The following is a 17,092-nucleotide window of genomic DNA, read 5'->3' as shown; positions in this document are numbered from 1 at the left end:
GGTCTTACGTTGAATTTTTTGTGTAATATATTTAAGTTGGTTAATAAATATTGTTATATTCTTTTGTAAGACCTGATATTCAAGAGAGCTACTGAAAAGTAGCTCTCTTTTTTTTTACTTTTTTATTTGTTTTGCTCCTTCAATAACTTTTTGTTTCAGACCTTCTTTATACATGATGATTTTATCTAATACACATTTGTCGCCAGCTCCTATAATTTGAGCAGCCAAAATACCAGCGTTTAATGCACCATCCAGAGCTACAGTTGCTACAGGAACTCCTCCTGGCATTTGTAAAATAGATAAAACAGAATCCCATCCGTCTATAGAGTTTCGTGATTTTACAGGTACACCAATAATAGGTAAAGGGGATAAAGAAGCTACCATGCCTGGTAAATGAGCCGCACCTCCAGCCCCAGCAATAATTACTTGTATCCCTCTGGTATGTGCGTTTTTTGCATAATCGAATAATTTTTCTGGAGTACGATGTGCAGAAACAATATCTACTTCAACTTCGATATCAAAGCCCTGTAGTACTTCGATAGCATTTTCCATTACGGGCATATCACTGATACTACCCATTATAATTCCTACCTTGCTCATTGTTTATTTGTGTATTTTATAATTAATTATTTAATAAAAAAATCAGAAGAGGTGTTTCTATTAATAGAATTATGTTTTTTATCTAAAACCTCTATATACTAATTACTTGTATGGTATTTTTTACTTTTTCAGCTATTTTTCTGGCTTCGTCTATATTTTCATGAATTATAGTAACATGCCCCATTTTTCTAAAAGGTCTTGTTTGTTTTTTGCCATAGATATGAGGAGTTACACCTTTCATTTTTAGGATTAATTCGATGTCTTTATATACTACATCCCCAATGTATCCTTCTGCACCTGCTAGGTTTACCATAATACCACCTAATTTACTTTCTGTAGCTCCAAGTGGTAAATTTAGGATAGCTCTTATGTGTTGTTCAAATTGATTAGTGTAGCTGGCTTCAATACTATAATGACCACTATTATGAGGTCTGGGAGCAACTTCATTGACAAGGATATTACCATCCTGTGTTAGAAACATTTCTACTGCTAATATTCCAACATGCTCAAATGCCTTAGATACTTTTTCTGCAATCTCCATTGCTTTTTCTGCAACTTTGTCTTCTATTCTAGCAGGGCAGATAACATATTCTACCTGATTTGCTTCTGGGTGAAACTCCATTTCTACAACAGGGTATGTTTTAATTTCACCAGAAGGGCTACGGGCAACAATAACAGCTAACTCGTTTTTAAAATCAATCAAGCTCTCGGCAATGCATTCTGTATCTGGTAGTTTAGCTAAATCAGCACCCGATTTAATAATAGATACTCCTTTACCATCATATCCTCCTTGAGTACTTTTCCATACAAAAGGAATTTTTACTTTATTACTTGTAATTCCTTCGGTAAGATGAGCTTTATTAGAAAATCTAATAAACTCCGCAGTAGGAATGTTTTTTTCCTTGTAAAATAATTTTTGTCGCCCTTTATTTTGGATTTTCTCTAAAGTTTTTGAACTTGGGTATACTTTTTTTCCTTCTTTTTCTAGTTGGATTAAAGCTTTTAGGTTTACCGATTCAATTTCAAAAGTAAGGATATCTACTTTTTTTCCGAAATTATAGACAGTATCATAATCCATTAGGTTTCCTTGTTGAAAATAATCACAGGCTATTTTGCACGGCGCATCCTGACTAGGATCTAGAACGTGAGTTTTTATGTCATATTTTCGGGTTTCATACAACATCATTTTACCTAGTTGTCCTCCTCCTAATATTCCTAACTTAAAGTTTGACGAGAAAAAGTTTGTCATTTCTGGGGTTTCATTTTTATTTTAAGCAACAAAAATAATTTTTTCATAAAGAATATCCATACTAATTAAAGTAAATACTACTATTATGTTTATAGAGAGCAAAATAAAAAAAAGAATAATTTATAATTCATGTCTTTATAACCAATTTTATATAGAGGTTTGATTTCTATGTTTTAATTTTTTGTGACAGATTAGTTTTCTAAACCTTGTCTTAGAATAATTATATATAAAAGTATGTCACGTGGGTTTCCTAAGAGTTAATTCAGAAGTAAAAAAAGAGAAGGGTTTTATAGTCTAAATAATTGAAATTAATTAGGCTAATTTATATTGTAGTTTTTGTTTTTTTTAAAAATATCTTCGTTTTTCTATTTGCTAAAATTTACAATTTATTATGTTTGTTCTTAAGGATAAAAGGCTTGTAGAGTTTATGTTGTATCTATTTAATCTTGCTTGTTGCTAAATATAGGTTGATGATGTAATTCTTAGTTATGCTCATTTCTAATCACTATCTTTGCCGCTTTAAAATAAAAAAATCAAATTATATCAGGTATTGGATAGAATGATAAGACTACATGATTTACAGTTTATACCTTTTATTACAGAAGAAGAAATAGTTGCTTCGATAAATAGAGTATCTAGTAAATTAAATAATGATTTAGCAGATAAAAACCCTTTATTTATAGTGGTGTTGAATGGTGCATTTATGTTTGCATCAGAGGTTTTGAAGCGATTTAATTATGATTGTGAAGTGAGTTTTGTGAAATTAGCTTCATATCAAGGAACAGAAACTACTAATCAAATTAAGGAATTAGTTGGGTTAGAGAAAGAAGTATCAGGAAGATCTGTAGTAATTGTTGAGGATATTGTAGATACAGGAAATACTATAGAAGTATTAATAGAAATGTTAGTAGAAAAAGGATGCGAAGTATTTAAAATTGCTACATTATTCTATAAACCTGAAGCATATACAAAAAAATATAATATAGATTATATAGGGATTGAAATCCCTAATCGATTTATTGTTGGATATGGACTAGATTATAATGGATTAGGTCGTAATCTTACAGAAGTTTATCAATTAAAATCAAACAACATGACAAATTTGGTGCTATTTGGACCACCGGGAGCAGGAAAAGGAACACAAGCAGAAGTTTTAAAACAACAATACGATCTGGTACATATTTCTACAGGAGATGTGTTTCGATATAATATAAAAAATGCAACCGAGTTAGGGACTCTTGCAAAATCATATATTGATAAAGGACAATTGGTGCCAGATGAGGTTACTATTAATATGCTTAATGCCGAAGTGGATAAAAATCCCAATGCAAAAGGTTTTATTTTTGATGGATTTCCTAGAACTGAAGCTCAAGCGGATTCTTTATCCAAATTATTAAAAACAAAAGGAACAGAGGTTAGTGCCATGGTTGCTTTAGAAGTTGAAGATGAAGTTTTAGTGCAACGATTATTAGAAAGAGGAAAAACATCGGGTAGACCAGATGATGCAGATGAGAGTATAATTCGTAATCGTATTAAAGTATATTATACAGAAACCGCAATATTAAAAAATTACTATCAAAAGCAAGATAAATATTTTGGAATTGATGGGGTAGGTGCTATTAGTGAGATTACAGATAGATTAAGTAAAGTGATAGATGGTTTGAGTAGTTGATATGAAAAAAATAATGCTTGTTTTTGTAGCGCTAATCATATCTTGTTCAAGTAAGCCAGAGAAGATTCCATTAAACGAAATCTCTGAAGATCTTAAATGGGCAGCAGATGAGACAGCAAAAAATATTATAGAATTTTGTAATAATGAAAAAGCTCTGGATGAATTTAATTTGAGATCGAGTACAAAATCTAAATTACAAAAAGGAGCAGGAAAATATTTACTTACCTGTATTTTGTATTCTACCGAGGTTACAGATATTCAATTAGGAAACTTGTATAGAGTAAATAAATTAAAAGGAAATATAAAAAGGTTTAAATATAAATTAGATATAGCGAGTGTGAATTATGATATAATGGAGCTTCATCTAGATCTGAATTCTAATAAGTTTATAGCCAATTATACCATTCATGGAAAGCAAAAGGATGGAAAATGGGTTTCAGTACTAGATAAATTAGAATTAGAAGCACGTAAATTTATGAAAAACTTAAATTAAAATACAGATCAAGGATTTAATAGAATAGAATTATGACAGAAGGAAATTTTGTAGATTATGTAAAGTTGAATTTAACTTCTGGAAACGGAGGTAAAGGATCTGTACACTTGCATCGTGAGAAATTTATTACCAAAGGCGGCCCTGATGGAGGAGATGGTGGACGAGGAGGACACATTATTATTCGATCTAATCCTAATATGTGGACATTGTACCATTTGAAATTTAAACGTCATTTTAAAGCAGAACATGGTGGACACGGTAGTAAAAGTAGAAGTACAGGAGCCGATGGAGAGGATATTTATGTAGATGTGCCCTTGGGAACAGTTATTAGAGATACCGAAACTCAAAATATTATAAAAGAGATTACCGAAGAAGGACAAGAGTATATAATAGCCAAAGGAGGTATGGGTGGTAGAGGAAATTGGCACTTTAAAAGTTCGACCAATCAAACACCTCGATATGCACAGCCAGGGACTGAAGGACAAGAGTGTGATATTACTTTAGAACTAAAGATATTAGCAGATGTTGGATTAGTAGGCTTTCCTAATGCAGGAAAATCTACACTATTATCTGTGATAACCTCTGCAAAGCCAAAAATTGCAGATTATGAATTTACAACCCTAAAACCAAATTTAGGTATTGTAGAGTATAGAGATTTTCAAACCTTTGTAATGGCAGATATACCAGGTATTATAGAAGGTGCTGCAGAAGGAAAAGGGATAGGACATCGTTTTTTAAGACATATTGAGCGTAACTCTACATTGTTATTTTTAATTCCTGCGGATGCTCCCGATATTAACAAACAATATGAAATTCTTTTAGACGAGTTGCGTAGGTATAATCCAGATTTATTGGATAAAGAAAGACTTGTAGCTATATCTAAATGTGACATGCTGGACGAAGAATTGAAAGAAGAGTTAAAAATAGAGTTGGATCAAAAACTAAATGCTCCCTATATGTTTATTTCCTCAGTAGCGCAGCAAGGATTACAAGAGTTAAAAGATAAGCTTTGGCAGATGTTAAATGCTTAACTGTTAAAATATAATAATATTCTATATCCGTTAAATAGGTTTGAAAGAACGATAAATTAATTGTTTTTTTCAATTTGATATAGTTCTATCATCTTTTTAGCGGACATACTTTTTGGAATATTTTTCAAGATTAGATTCCGTAGTCTTTTTCCATATTTTAAATGAGCTATTTTTTCTATACTTCTGGATTGGGTAACTATAGTGTTGACCTTTTTACGTCTTTTTTTTTGAAACTTAGGGTAGGCATTTGAAATCTCACTCTCTTGAGCTATTAAGTGGGATAAATAATACGCATCTTCAATAGCTTGTGCACCACCTTGCCCTAGATCAGGAGTGGCGCAATGAGCTGCATCACCAATAAGGCATATGTTGTCTTTATACCAATATTTTAATGGTTGGATATCATTTATATCTCCTTTTATAATATTGCATTCATCTGTGTTTAAAATTAGTTTGCCTACTATTGGATGAAAAGGCGAAAACATATCTATAAGATATTTTTTTACATCTAAAAAAATACTATTACTGTTAGATTTACTAGTAATTACAGCAAACCAATATGTTTTTTTGCTTGCTATTCTAGAGATTCCAAAGCGTATTTGATTTCCCCACATTTCGATACCTTGATGTTTAAAACGATCTTCAATTTCGATATCTGCAACACCTCTCCAGCATGTTTGTCCAGAATATCTAATTATATTTGTTGGAAATAGTTGTTTTCTTACTTTAGAATGTATACCATCTGCGCCAATAAGATAATTAGTTTCGATTTGAGAAGTATCCTCAAATGTGATTTTAATTGTGTCATCTGTTAATTTTTCAAACGTGCGTAATGATTTTCCTAATTTAATCTTTTCATTAGGGATATTCTGCAAAAGAATTTCTTGAAGTTTTGCACGATGTATAGCAATAGTACAATACCCAAATTTATCTTTTATAAATTGTTGACAGGAATCAGACAATGGTTTTAGGTCATGTGTAGCTATAGTAATTCTATTTATAGAATTGCCATTACTTTGTATAGATTCAAGAATGCCTAGCCATTCTAGTATTTGCAAAGCATTTGGGGCAAGCCATATTCCTGCCCCAACTGTTTTGATAGAATTTGTTTTTTCAAATACCTGATAATCAATATTAAGTTTTTCTAAAGCTAAGGCTAATGACAATCCTCCTATACCAGCTCCAATAATTGAAATCATAAAATAGTGTATTTTTAAAGTTTATTTTGCCTGTAGTAATACATCAACCTCCAGATACTTCTCTTTGATTAAACCAAGTCCAAAAGCAGCAGCTGCAGCAGAAAATACCGAATAATCTAAAGGAGCTTTAATGCCAACAGTAATAGACATTGCTACTCCAAATATAAGAAGTAATACGCCGCTAATTTTAGCAGATAATGAGGTTTTAAACCCAATAACTAAAAGTATGGCAAGGATTACTTCGGCACAAGTAACTATAATACCAATAAAATTTGTAAAATAATCAGGAAACCAAGGGTTTAGTGTTTGGGTGTATGCTATAAAATTACTCCAGTTGCCCCAAGTAGATTGTTCTGTTGGCCACCAGCCAAGTCTGTCTGCAACCGCAGATATAAATCCAAGAGCAATACTTAGTCTTAAAAAAAGCTTAATATATAAAATCATTATTTGTATAAAATTTAGTTAATCTTGTGAAGGAATTGGTGTCATTAGAGTTGCTCGCCCTATTCTATTCCACGAATTAATACAACAAATAGCCATAATGATATCTGCTACTTTTTCTTCGCCAAAAATATGAATAGCTCTTTGATAAAGTGTATCATTCAATCCTTCTACAGAAATATTAGTAATAGCTTCGGTTATCTCAAGAATTAATTGCTCTTCCTCAGTAAAAAACGGAGATTCTTTCCAAAATGGTAGTGCATGAATACGATATTGTTTTTCTCCCTGTAGGATAGCATTTTTAATGTGCATTTGTACACAATAAGAACATCCATTAATCTGGGAAGCTCTTATTTCAATTAATAAAAACTCTAAATCAGATAAAGAACTTTTTTTTATATCGTTGTATAAGGATACTAATGGTTTGTATGCATTTGGATTGATTTCGCTAATATTTATTCGATCTGTTTTCATAATTTATTGTGTTTTTAAAGATTCACAACAAAATTCGAAAAATGAAATCACTAAAAAATTAATCTGGATTAAGAAATAAAACCAAAAGAACGAATTCTAGAAAAAGCATAACAGATACTAAGTTGGTAGATAAATTTTTTAGATGTTACACTATTTTTATAAAAGATCAGGAAGGGGGAGTTTGGTTTTATGTAATGAATTATAGAGTTTAGTATTTCATTAATTATTATTTAACTAAATATTACCAAAGCAAAACATCTATAGACCGTTTCTGAGTATATATAACATTGAAAAATATTCATAATGAGAATTAAAAATAATATATCCGTTCTTTTTTTATCAGGACTATTAGTTGTAACTGCTTGTAGCGAAACTAAAAAAGAAGGAAAAGAAATAAAGGGGAATGAAAAATTAATTGCAGAAAATATTATACAACCTCAAAAAATAGAAAAAAACAAACCTACGATAATAGAGTTTACTGCTATGGATAAAGGTTTTTCTATACTAGCTTCAGTTATAGAGGTAGCAGAGTTTTCTAAGGTTTTGAATACTGAAAATTCTTATACTATTTTCGCTCCGGTAAATATGGCATTTGATAAGTTACCCGAAGGTAAGGTAGAAGAATTATTAGAGTCTCGAAATAAAGAAAAATTACAATCTATATTAAATTATCATGTAATACCAGGTAAAATCACGAAAGAAGATATTACTGCAGCTGTAAAAGAGGGTAGAGGGAGCATGCAGTTAAAAACTCTGGGAGGATCTAAGTTAACTGTGTCTATGAAAAAGAATAGGATTTTCATTATTGATAAAATGGGTAATGGCGGCACATTGGTTACTACCGATGTAGAAGCTTCTAATGGTATAATCCATACTATTGATGCTGTAATGACGTCAGAAAAATAATACGTTTGCAAAGCGAATTTAATAGTGTTGATGTTTAAAAAAAAATAACAATCAAAGATTTAACGATATTTTCTTATCCCATTTATTATTCGTTTTTCAAATTGTTTGAGGGCTATTTTACGATAATTCTTTTTAGAGCGTAAGGTAACTATTTGATATAAGTTTAATAATTTTAATGCAGAGGTATCTTTATTACCCACTATCTCAATATCTACAAAAGAGGTTTTAAATTTGATTGTATCTTGGTGGCTTACCATTTTGTTATCCAAAATTAGAGACAAAGTATCTTGATTATTTTGATAGTGAAAAATATTTGTTTCGCTATTAAAATTAATTTTACCATGGCGTTTATTTAGTTTTTGAATTTCATATAATTGTATCATATTTAATCTTGATACTAGTTCTGTTTTCGAAAAATTAAAAACATACTCTTTATTTATGTCTACATATTTTCTGTTTTCACGAGGCGGCATAGAGGTAGCGATAAATGCGATAGAAGAACATATAATGACTGTTTTTGATAGAAATGGGCGTAGTTTTAGATGTCTTTTATTTTTTAATAATGAATAAGAAATAAAAATACTAGGCAATGCGATAAGATCTGTATAATCAACAGTTCTATAAAGAGGTAAACCTATTTGATTACATATATTGATCAGAGGTTGTGACCAAGTACTTTTCCAAAAAACAAAAAGAATTCCAATAAGGATATGGATAGTTTTTTTTTGTTCAATAAAAAATAAGCTTAAAAAAAAGGGAAAAGCAATAAGACCAGCAAAATCTGACAACTTTCCAGTAATAGTATTATGAAAGAAGGCTTTTAAAAACCAATCATTAAGGATAAGTACCCCCAGACTTATTAGGAAAATAGGATTTCCAATATTTTGAGATATTATTTTTTTTGATGTTATCATTTTTGTAATCCTCATAAAGTGTTTTTATTCTTGTTATTCAAAATAAATACTATCTTTTTCTAATTCCTGCGTTTCAGGTATATTATTGGTGTTTTTTTGTATATTAAGATCTTCATTTTTTTCTATTGGTGTAATATATTGGGGATAGTCCATAAAACTTTTTAGGTTAGGATCGTATAAAATTGCACTCCTGTAACTACCTCCATAAAACTCTAAAATAATACCATTATTTGGTGCTGGCTTTAAGGTGTTATCGTTTTGATATATTAAATCATTTTTTTTAAAGATTTTCATGATAGGAGAACCACCTCCATATGTTGCGGTGTATATAGTATTACATCTTTGATTATCATCTCTATGAAAAAAGTATAATGCATGGCTTCGTGTATCTTCACTTTCTAATATAATAGCAATATCTTTTTCTTTTTCGCTAGTAAAATTATCTATAACAAAAGTACTTTTAGCTCTGTCAGAAATAGAACTAAAACGCCATCTTTTATTTTTATGTAGTTGTTCTTGATAAAAAAAATCTACAATACAACTTTGAAACTTATATGGTATATCATTATAGTCATTTGTGGGGAATACTTCATAATAATTAAGATTATCAAAAGAAAAATACTCTAATATATCATTTGAGATGTATTTGTGAATAATCTCTTCTGCAAAAATATCATTTCTACCTTCGTAATTGCTTAATCTGTAGTAATATCCATATCCATCTGCCAATACCCAATTATTAAGCATTACATCAACTTTGGTTCCTAAAGGAAGCACTTTGTATTTTTCGAACTCTAATGTTTTTGGATTAATCACATATAATTGGATAGAACTCCTAACTACACATTCTGCGATTTTTGGTTCAATTTCTACTGGAAAAAAGAGATGTTTTTTATTATAAAAGTAAGAAATAATGCTACCTAAAAGAATTACTATGATTAGTAGGGTAATTATAATTTTATTTTTACGCTTTGGTTTAGTTTTTTTTCGCTCCATATATTTCTTAGGTTAAAATTTGAGATGAACAGATGTAATTTTTTTCAGATTATTTTTACGTGCTAAATGTTTACTTACTTTAGTTCCTGAAATTCTAAATTATTACCCAAACTTTTGTTTATTTTTTATGTAGATAAAGCAGACCAAAGTCATAAGGTGTCCATAAACATGCCTTTATGTTGCTCTTTTTTAATCCAGTGTTTACCCAAGTATTGCAGGTGTTAAAGCAAGTGTAGTTGCCTCTTGCTTCATAGAAATCATCATTTTTATAATATCCTAACCCAGCAAGTATTATTTTTTTGTTTTTAGAGTCTAATCTAAATGTATTTAAAATATACAGATTGATTTTTTTTAGCTGTTCTGGATCTATTTTTAAAGCAACCCAGTTTTTGTCTACTGATGAATATCTGGATACATGCAATAGTGTAGGAGTTTTAAGAAACAAAGCTTGAAATCCATTTACAAAAGTAAGATCTGCCCAAATAGGAGTCTCTATATAAAAATTTTTATCTCCCCAGCCAAAAGAGAAGTATTGTGCTTGAGAGGTATACTTTTGATCTTTTAAAATAGATGTGTTTAAATCGTTTTTAGCGATAATTATTTCTAAATGTATACCATTAGAATTTAAATAAATGGTGTGATTTTTTGTAGTATTATCTGTACCATTATTTATAGGGATATAAGTTAAAATTAAAGATATGATTATATAGATAATCGGAACCAGTACAATGATTCCGATATATTTAAATATCTTCTTGGTTAACCGCATACGTACTCTATATAATTAAAGCCCCACAGATATGTCTGTAAAATTTATTTGCAACATATTTGTGGGACTAAAATAATAAAAAGTAATTTATTTTTTTATTGAATGTTCACTCTAATTCCTTCAGAATGACTAGAAAACTCAGGAGCATACATACTTTGTATAGTGGTGATACCATTAGAAAAATCTCCTTTATTATTTACTCTTAGATCATATTCAAAAACAAATACTCCTTTTGGTAGGTAATCAAAGAAAAAGTTAGTAGATGCATCTTTAGTACTTTCATAATAGCCTAAATTATCTTGCCACTTATATTGTGAGATAACATTAACAGGTTCTAATCCGGATGCCCGCATATCTTTCATGTGTACAAACTCCATTGCACGATCAGATCTTAACTCTATGCGTACTCTAATTAAATCTCCTAATTCTAATTTAGTATCTTTAGTGATTTCAGTAATTCCTTCTCCAGTATCGGTGTTCTTTTTCAGGAATAACTTTTTCTTTAGAGATAAAGGGGTTTTTGCAGAAGTAATTTTGTCCAGATTTTCAAAATATTGCCAGTATAATGCTCCCCAGGCAATACCTTTTCCTTTCTTAGATATTTTAGCAGTTGCCATATTAGGTTGTATTTCATTACCACTCCAAGAGGTTTTAAAGTACCCTGTTCCTGCCTCTACTCTTACATCTTTCATTGTGCTTGGGTCAATTTTTTGATCCCCTAATACAATATCTACCATGTCGGTTATCGATAACCAGTCACTACCTTGTAATAATAATGCGTATACTGCATCAGAAGTAGCTTTGGTTGTCTTCCAGCGATTGGTTTGCTTGTTTTTCAGTAACCATATTTTTAAGTTATCTACTATTTTTGTTCGTTTTGGTTCTGTTTCTATTTCAGAAAAAACTTCAATCATAAGAGATTGAGTTTCTATAGGAGCCTGATACCAAAACCAACTTGCGGTATTTGATTTCCAATACATACCCAACTCTTCACTAGAAACACTTTTCTCATCTAAAGATCTAATTATTTTTGTTGCCGTAGTAGGATCTTCATTTCTATGCATAATTAAAGCAAGAAGGCCTTGGGAGTATAAACTCTGACTTAACCAATATTTTTTAGATTGCCCCAAATAATAGTTCCAAGCTTCATTAGTGCTTTTAGGTCTGTTGATATTGCTAAAAAAACTACGCATATACAAGTAATGAGTTTGGGTGTGGCTTAGATGGTTTTTATTGATATCTATCTTGTTTTTTAGACAGTATCTTTTTAATTCATCATATTCTTTTACAAATTCATTATCCAAAAAGCGAATAGCATTTTGTAGCATATTGGTTGTTCCTGAGTCAAATTGAGTAACCCCTAACTTTTTTAAATGTCCAAATCCAGTAGCAATATGTTGAGTTATAAATCTATTTTCGCGTCCGCCTTGAAACCAAGGAAACCCTCCAGATCCATATTGCATTTGCTCTAATTTGCGCAAAGCAGATTTTTGCTCACTATTCATTTTATTTAAATCAAATAATAGAGCAATTCTTTTCTTTTGTTCCGTTTCGCTTTGTGCATCTCTTAACCAAGGTGTTTCCTGAATTAAAAGAGATTTTAGTTCCTGATTTTTTTCAAGATTGCTTAATAATGCGTCACTAGATTTCCATTGATCAAAAACCTCTTGTATTCTTGGATTAGAGTTAGCAATGTAACTAGCTAATGTATTGGCGTAATATCTGGAGAAGGTTTGCTCTGCACACTCATATGGATATTCCATAAGATATGGCAATGCTTGTACTGCGTACCAAGCAGGATTAGAGGTCATCTCTAGAGTAAGTTTATGGTGCTTTAAGGTAGTCGAGTTGTTATCCTTTAATTTATCTAATGTAAATGTTTTTGTCTGGTCAGAACGAATCCACATCGGTAAGGTTTCGGTAACTAGCATTCTGTTGCTTAATACTGGTAGTACATTTTGTTCTCCATCAGAAAAATTACCTGCTTTAGCAATGATTTTATATTGAACTGTCTGTACGTCATCCGGAATTTCTAATACCCAAGATACATTTGTGTTTCCTTTAGCTTTAACACTAAAACCTAAACGGGCGTTATTGTTTTTAAGCTCAGTATCTATTGGTTTGTTGGTCAAAGCATCTAATAACTGTAATTCTATTATACCGTTAAGGTCTTTGGTCGCCAGATTAGATATTTTAGAGCTTAATACAATTTTATCTCCTTCTCTTAAAAACCTTGGAGGGTTGGGTAAGATCATTAATTCTTTTTGGGTAACCGTTTCTAGTGTTGTAGTTGCTGCATTTAAGGTTTTGGTATGCGCCAATAACTGCAATTTCCATTTGGTTAATGCTTCTGGAGCAGTAAAATTAAAGCTTATATTGCCCTCTACATCGGTAGTTAGCTGCGGAAAGAAAAATGCAGTTTCTTGTAGGTTTTTTCTGATTTTAATCCCTTCTAGAGATGGTTTTTTATCTTCAGAAGATATATCCTTGTTTTCTGTAGCACTTTCTGTATTTGACTTTTTCTTATCTAAAGAATCACTTTCAGCAACACTCTCTTCTAACTCCATATCATCAGAAACAGACTCCATTGCGGCAGATTTTTCCATCATTGGTGCAGGAGCTCCGCTAAGTCTCATGCTTTTGGCTCGACTTCCAAAATATTGTTGACCAAAGTAGAGTCCAAACCAATTTAATTGATCGTATCCTTGAGTGCCATAATAGTAATTCGGAGTATTAGGATTTTGTAATTTAAAATCTTGTATTCCAAAACTTTGCGATCCTTTTCTTTGGCTTTGTGAATAATAAGTAGGGTTGGTGATAGGGGTGAAATACCATTGGTGGGGTCTAAACTGATCTAAAGAAGCATCATACATACTGGCTAGTAGCTCTGCACTAACCTTATCTCCTTTTGGACCTTTGATGGTAAAACTCCAGGTTTCTTGTTGTCCTGGTAATAATTTGTCTCTAAATGTTTTGGTTTCTATACTAAGCTCTGTAGGCTCATACGGCACTGGAATTATGGATATCCCGCTTTGATACCCATTATAATTTAGGTAGCTGTAATTGATCGAGAAACCTCCTAAATCATCTTTTGTAACAGGAATTTTAATTGTTTTACTATCGTTAGAAAGATGTATAAGCTTTGTTTCGATAATACTATGGTTTTTTTCAATGTCTACTGTAATGGTAATATCTTTTGAAGCAGAACTAAATTTTATGACAGCTTCGTCTCCGATACTGTAAGAAGCTTTATTGGTAGTGATTTCAAATAATTGTTGGTCACTTATAATTTTATCTTCCTGACTGTACAAGGTAAAATATTGTATGTCTTTTACTTCTTGTCCAAATCGATCTTTGGTGTTTAATTCTACGACATATTTACCAGATCTCCATTCTTTAGTATTGTCTAGAGATAACTTTTGTACTCCTTTTTTATTCTCTTTGGTTGCAGCGGTATTAAAAGGTTTATCAAAAACCATTTCACCTTTGTCCCAAGTTCTATAATCGTGTTCATTTTTAAAAGCATCGTGGGGGAACAGTTTTTTAAACTCCTCTTCCTTAAAGCCTTCATAATCTGGTGCTTTCCAAGGGCGCACTCGCATAGGTTTTTCAGGAGCTTTTAGTTTAAAAATTTTAATGTTTCCTGTAGTTGAAACTGGTTCATTATTAAGGTTTATGGTGCTTACAGAAAAAGTATTGTCTTTATCTGTTTTGTCTATGTTGTTTTTAATTGTAACTGCAGTAGTTAACGCATGATATCCTACATTTACAATAGTTGTAGTGCTTCGTGTTTCGCCATTAATATCAATTACATCTGCGGTAACTTCATAATTAAATATGGGTAGATTTTCTTTAGATACACTTAGATCTGGTATTGCTACAAAGTTTATAGTGTATTCTCCTTTTTCATTAGTTTTAGTTTCGCCATGTGTTATTTCTTGAGGCTCTACGGTATGTTGTGGATACCAATAACACCATCTTGGATATTGCACTTTACGATGCACTCGATATACTACCTTAGCATCTGTAATTGCACTACCTGCGTAAGCAGTAGCAACTCCTGTAAGTTTTATGTTATCTTTTAATTTATAAGTTTCTGTTACAGGATTAAATGTAGTTTCAAACTTTGGACGTTTATACTCTTCAACAGAAAAAGAGGTAAGATTATAGTAGTCATTTGCTTCTATAGTATAGATTCCTGTTAATCCAGAATTTGGAAGTATGAACTCTCCATGAAAAGATCCATAATCGTTTGTTTTTAAATTTAGGGTTTTTACTTCTTGATCATTAACATCTTTTAGGGTAACGAAAGTAGAATGGTTTGGTAGTACCTTATGGTCTTTGTTATTGGTAGAAGACATTACAATGCCTTTAAAATAGACAGTTTGTCCAGGTCTGTAAATACTACGATCTGTAAATACAAAAGTGTTATGTTGGGTAGTGATATTGTTATTAGGTTTATACGATTGATTAAGATAATATCCATTAAAAATAGCTGTATCTTTTTCGTGAGAAACAGTAATGGTTACATCATAATAATGAGTGTTTACTACTAGGTGTGCCTCTCCTTTTTCGTCTGTAGTTATGGTTTTATCTAACTTATTACCGTATCCTCTGTCGTTATCTGTTTTGAGATGTATTTTAGCGTTGACAACAGGAGCTCCATTATTTCGATCCAAGACCTGAAAAAACAGCTTATCTGGTGTTTTATTTTCAATTAAAGCTAAGTTGGTAATTTGTGTATCACCATAAGAGAACATGCTTTTTGTAGAAAGATCATTAGTTGTAGTTGCCAAAATAAGATATGTACCTTGTTCTAATTCTGGTAATAATACTTCTGTGTTGTGATTTTGATAATCCTTTTCGTTACGGATTTCTGCTTTCCAGCTTTTAATTGTTTGTAGGGAATTTAAGAACTTGACTTGATCTTCCGTTTTATATAATTGATTTATACTTTTTAATTGTTTATCCGTTATTTTTAAAGCTTTAAAGTATAGTTTGTCAAGATTTTTGTAGGTAATTAATAGTCTTCCTGCTGTTTGTATAGGGATATATTTTTCAGTTTTAATCTCTAATACAGAGTGAACTATTTGGCTTTTTAAAGCTTTGCACTTGTTTGCACCTCTCGAATCTGGGAATTTCTTTATTGTAGCATCACATACTTCTACAGCTTCTTTTAATTTCCAACGATTTATTTTGTTTTCTTCAGGTATATATACAGAACCTTGTTGCTTATATAAGTTTGCGATTTCATAATCATACAATGCAGAAGCGCTTTGGGTTGCATGATTCTTTTTTTCAGATTGAAAAGAGGAAAGTAAAATAGCTTCTTTATCCGCAAACACAGCATTTTCATACACAAAATTTAGCCGTTCTATGTTTACTTCAATTAACGGATCAGGGGTTTTGTTTCTAGCATGAAATTTTATTAGGTTTTGAAATAATTTTAAAGCGTTAAATTGTAAGGATAATGAATCTTTAGAACTTATTTTTAAGGAAGAAAAGATATTGTAATCCTGTAAATATTCGCTTTCATCTATAGTAAAAGCATATGATGGTTTGGTTATGCCTGTTTCAGATGTTTTATAAAATTCTAAAGCATTGTGGGTTAGAAAATCGTATAATGTTGGCCTGTATTTTTTAGAATCTGACGCAGTATTTAAAATTTCATCAAATTGTTTAAGATCGGTTTGTTGTGCTAAAACTCCATTTTGAAGTGATTTTTGGTAGTATACATGTACTTCATTAAATAAGGTTTTTAGATCCCAAGTTCTAAAATCTTCTTGATCTACTTTTTCAGAAGTTTGAGTTCGATTATAAAATTTCCATCGGTTTTGTTGAAAATATTGCCAATAAAGATTAGCAAGAATACTCTCTAAGATGTTTCTTTTTGGAAACGTACTAGATTTTATTTCATTTTTTAAGTCTTTTATGATTAAAAGTTGTGCATTTTCCTCCAGAGTAAGCAAATATTTTGCTCTGTAAATTAAAGATTTAATTATTTGATTATTATTGGTCTCTTTTTGGGCTTTGTTGTATATAGATTCTACTATTTCTAAAGCAGATTTTGGTAACCCTTGTTGGTCAAAAGTTTCTACTTTTTTCCAATTACTTTGATAATCATTTTGACCTTTCATAACATATAGGTTTGATATGCAGATTATAATAAGAAGGAAATACTTTTTCATCATAATATATTATTAAGTTGTTACATAAACATAAACAAGGGTTGTGCCATTTTATTGGGTGCTGCCTTGTTAATTTGTAAATGACATTATAAAACTACGTATTTTGAAACAAGCTAAGCTAATTTTATTGCTGTAAATTTTAATGAATTACAAATTAAAT

13 protein-coding genes are annotated in these 17,092 nt (G+C 30.9%); 4 read left to right on the top strand and 9 right to left on the bottom strand.

Going from position 1 to position 17,092, the window contains the following annotated elements; genetic code table 11:
• Window positions 1–114: 114 nt before the first annotated feature.
• Together purE and H527_RS0106815 are read right to left on the bottom strand one after the other, a co-directional pair.
• Complete coding sequence (gene purE / locus H527_RS0106820; RefSeq protein ID WP_027412007.1) at window positions 115–600, bottom strand: 5-(carboxyamino)imidazole ribonucleotide mutase; 486 nt, start codon at window positions 598–600, stop codon at window positions 115–117.
• A 91-nt stretch (window positions 601–691) separates the two neighbouring features.
• A complete protein-coding gene (locus H527_RS0106815; protein WP_027412006.1) occupies window positions 692–1,849 on the bottom strand; it encodes a 5-(carboxyamino)imidazole ribonucleotide synthase in 1,158 nt (385 codons plus the stop codon).
• A 559-nt stretch (window positions 1,850–2,408) separates the two neighbouring features.
• Here H527_RS0106815 and H527_RS23485 point away from each other — a divergent pair.
• From H527_RS23485 to obgE, 3 genes are read left to right on the top strand one after another with little or no spacing between them, the layout of a single operon-like run.
• Entirely contained in the window at window positions 2,409–3,521 is a 1,113-nt protein-coding gene (locus tag H527_RS23485; protein ID WP_081414563.1) for an adenylate kinase, read from the top strand.
• Window position 3,522: 1 nt separating this feature from the next.
• Window positions 3,523–4,014: a hypothetical protein gene (locus H527_RS0106805; RefSeq protein WP_027412004.1), complete on the top strand. Its 492-nt coding sequence runs from the start codon at window positions 3,523–3,525 to the stop codon at window positions 4,012–4,014.
• A 32-nt stretch (window positions 4,015–4,046) separates the two neighbouring features.
• The gene (gene obgE, locus H527_RS0106800) at window positions 4,047–5,045 is read left to right on the top strand and encodes a GTPase ObgE (protein WP_027412003.1); all 999 of its coding nucleotides are present in this window, start codon (window positions 4,047–4,049) and stop codon (window positions 5,043–5,045) included.
• Window positions 5,046–5,101: 56 nt separating this feature from the next.
• Here obgE and H527_RS0106795 read toward each other — a convergent pair whose 3' ends face one another.
• From H527_RS0106795 to H527_RS0106785, 3 genes are read right to left on the bottom strand one after another with little or no spacing between them, the layout of a single operon-like run.
• Complete coding sequence (locus H527_RS0106795; protein WP_027412002.1) at window positions 5,102–6,244, bottom strand: FAD-dependent monooxygenase; 1,143 nt, start codon at window positions 6,242–6,244, stop codon at window positions 5,102–5,104.
• Between the two features lie 21 nt (window positions 6,245–6,265).
• On the bottom strand, window positions 6,266–6,688 hold the full coding sequence (locus tag H527_RS0106790; protein ID WP_035087574.1) for a DoxX family membrane protein: 423 nt from the start codon (window positions 6,686–6,688) through the stop codon (window positions 6,266–6,268).
• 18 nt (window positions 6,689–6,706) lie between these two features.
• Window positions 6,707–7,159, bottom strand: coding sequence for a carboxymuconolactone decarboxylase family protein (locus H527_RS0106785; RefSeq protein ID WP_027412000.1), 453 nt, complete (start codon window positions 7,157–7,159; stop codon window positions 6,707–6,709).
• A gap of 303 nt (window positions 7,160–7,462) precedes the next feature.
• Here H527_RS0106785 and H527_RS23085 point away from each other — a divergent pair, with 303 nt between their 5' ends.
• A complete protein-coding gene (locus H527_RS23085) occupies window positions 7,463–8,065 on the top strand; it encodes a fasciclin domain-containing protein (protein ID WP_051316670.1) in 603 nt (200 codons plus the stop codon).
• A 59-nt stretch (window positions 8,066–8,124) separates the two neighbouring features.
• Here the strand turns inward: H527_RS23085 and H527_RS23080 are convergent, their stop codons facing one another.
• From H527_RS23080 to H527_RS0106760, 4 genes are all read right to left on the bottom strand, one after another.
• Window positions 8,125–8,979, bottom strand: coding sequence for a hypothetical protein (locus H527_RS23080; protein ID WP_162143810.1), 855 nt, complete (start codon window positions 8,977–8,979; stop codon window positions 8,125–8,127).
• 33 nt (window positions 8,980–9,012) lie between these two features.
• Window positions 9,013–9,975, bottom strand: coding sequence for a hypothetical protein (locus tag H527_RS0106770; protein ID WP_027411998.1), 963 nt, complete (start codon window positions 9,973–9,975; stop codon window positions 9,013–9,015).
• Between the two features lie 118 nt (window positions 9,976–10,093).
• Window positions 10,094–10,744, bottom strand: a complete 651-nt coding sequence (locus tag H527_RS0106765; protein WP_027411997.1) for a TIGR02117 family protein — start codon at window positions 10,742–10,744, stop codon at window positions 10,094–10,096.
• A gap of 95 nt (window positions 10,745–10,839) precedes the next feature.
• Window positions 10,840–16,881 (bottom strand): alpha-2-macroglobulin family protein, encoded by a 6,042-nt coding sequence (locus H527_RS0106760; protein ID WP_229809257.1) that lies wholly within the window; start codon window positions 16,879–16,881, stop codon window positions 10,840–10,842.
• Window positions 16,882–17,092 lie beyond the last annotated feature (211 nt).

This window comes from Aquimarina muelleri DSM 19832, assembly GCF_000430665.1.
Classification (GTDB): domain Bacteria; phylum Bacteroidota; class Bacteroidia; order Flavobacteriales; family Flavobacteriaceae; genus Aquimarina; species Aquimarina muelleri.
The sequence above is the reverse complement of the archived record's forward strand: the minus strand, read 5'-3'. Positions and strand labels throughout refer to the sequence as shown.

Bases quoted from the DNA above. Each gene is read 5' to 3' on its own strand.
- purE (WP_027412007.1), bottom strand. From the start codon at position 600: ATGAGCAAGGTAGGAATTATAATGGGTAGTATCAGTGATATGCCCGTA.
- H527_RS0106815 (WP_027412006.1), bottom strand. From the start codon at position 1,849: ATGACAAACTTTTTCTCGTCAAACTTTAAGTTAGGAATATTAGGAGGA.
- H527_RS23485 (WP_081414563.1), top strand. From the start codon at position 2,409: ATGATAAGACTACATGATTTACAGTTTATACCTTTTATTACAGAAGAA.
- H527_RS0106805 (WP_027412004.1), top strand. From the start codon at position 3,523: ATGAAAAAAATAATGCTTGTTTTTGTAGCGCTAATCATATCTTGTTCA.
- obgE (WP_027412003.1), top strand. From the start codon at position 4,047: ATGACAGAAGGAAATTTTGTAGATTATGTAAAGTTGAATTTAACTTCT.
- H527_RS0106795 (WP_027412002.1), bottom strand. From the start codon at position 6,244: ATGATTTCAATTATTGGAGCTGGTATAGGAGGATTGTCATTAGCCTTA.
- H527_RS0106790 (WP_035087574.1), bottom strand. From the start codon at position 6,688: ATGATTTTATATATTAAGCTTTTTTTAAGACTAAGTATTGCTCTTGGA.
- H527_RS0106785 (WP_027412000.1), bottom strand. From the start codon at position 7,159: ATGAAAACAGATCGAATAAATATTAGCGAAATCAATCCAAATGCATAC.
- H527_RS23085 (WP_051316670.1), top strand. From the start codon at position 7,463: ATGAGAATTAAAAATAATATATCCGTTCTTTTTTTATCAGGACTATTA.
- H527_RS23080 (WP_162143810.1), bottom strand. From the start codon at position 8,979: ATGATAACATCAAAAAAAATAATATCTCAAAATATTGGAAATCCTATT.
- H527_RS0106770 (WP_027411998.1), bottom strand. From the start codon at position 9,975: ATGGAGCGAAAAAAAACTAAACCAAAGCGTAAAAATAAAATTATAATT.
- H527_RS0106765 (WP_027411997.1), bottom strand. From the start codon at position 10,744: ATGCGGTTAACCAAGAAGATATTTAAATATATCGGAATCATTGTACTG.
- H527_RS0106760 (WP_229809257.1), bottom strand. From the start codon at position 16,881: ATGAAAGGTCAAAATGATTATCAAAGTAATTGGAAAAAAGTAGAAACT.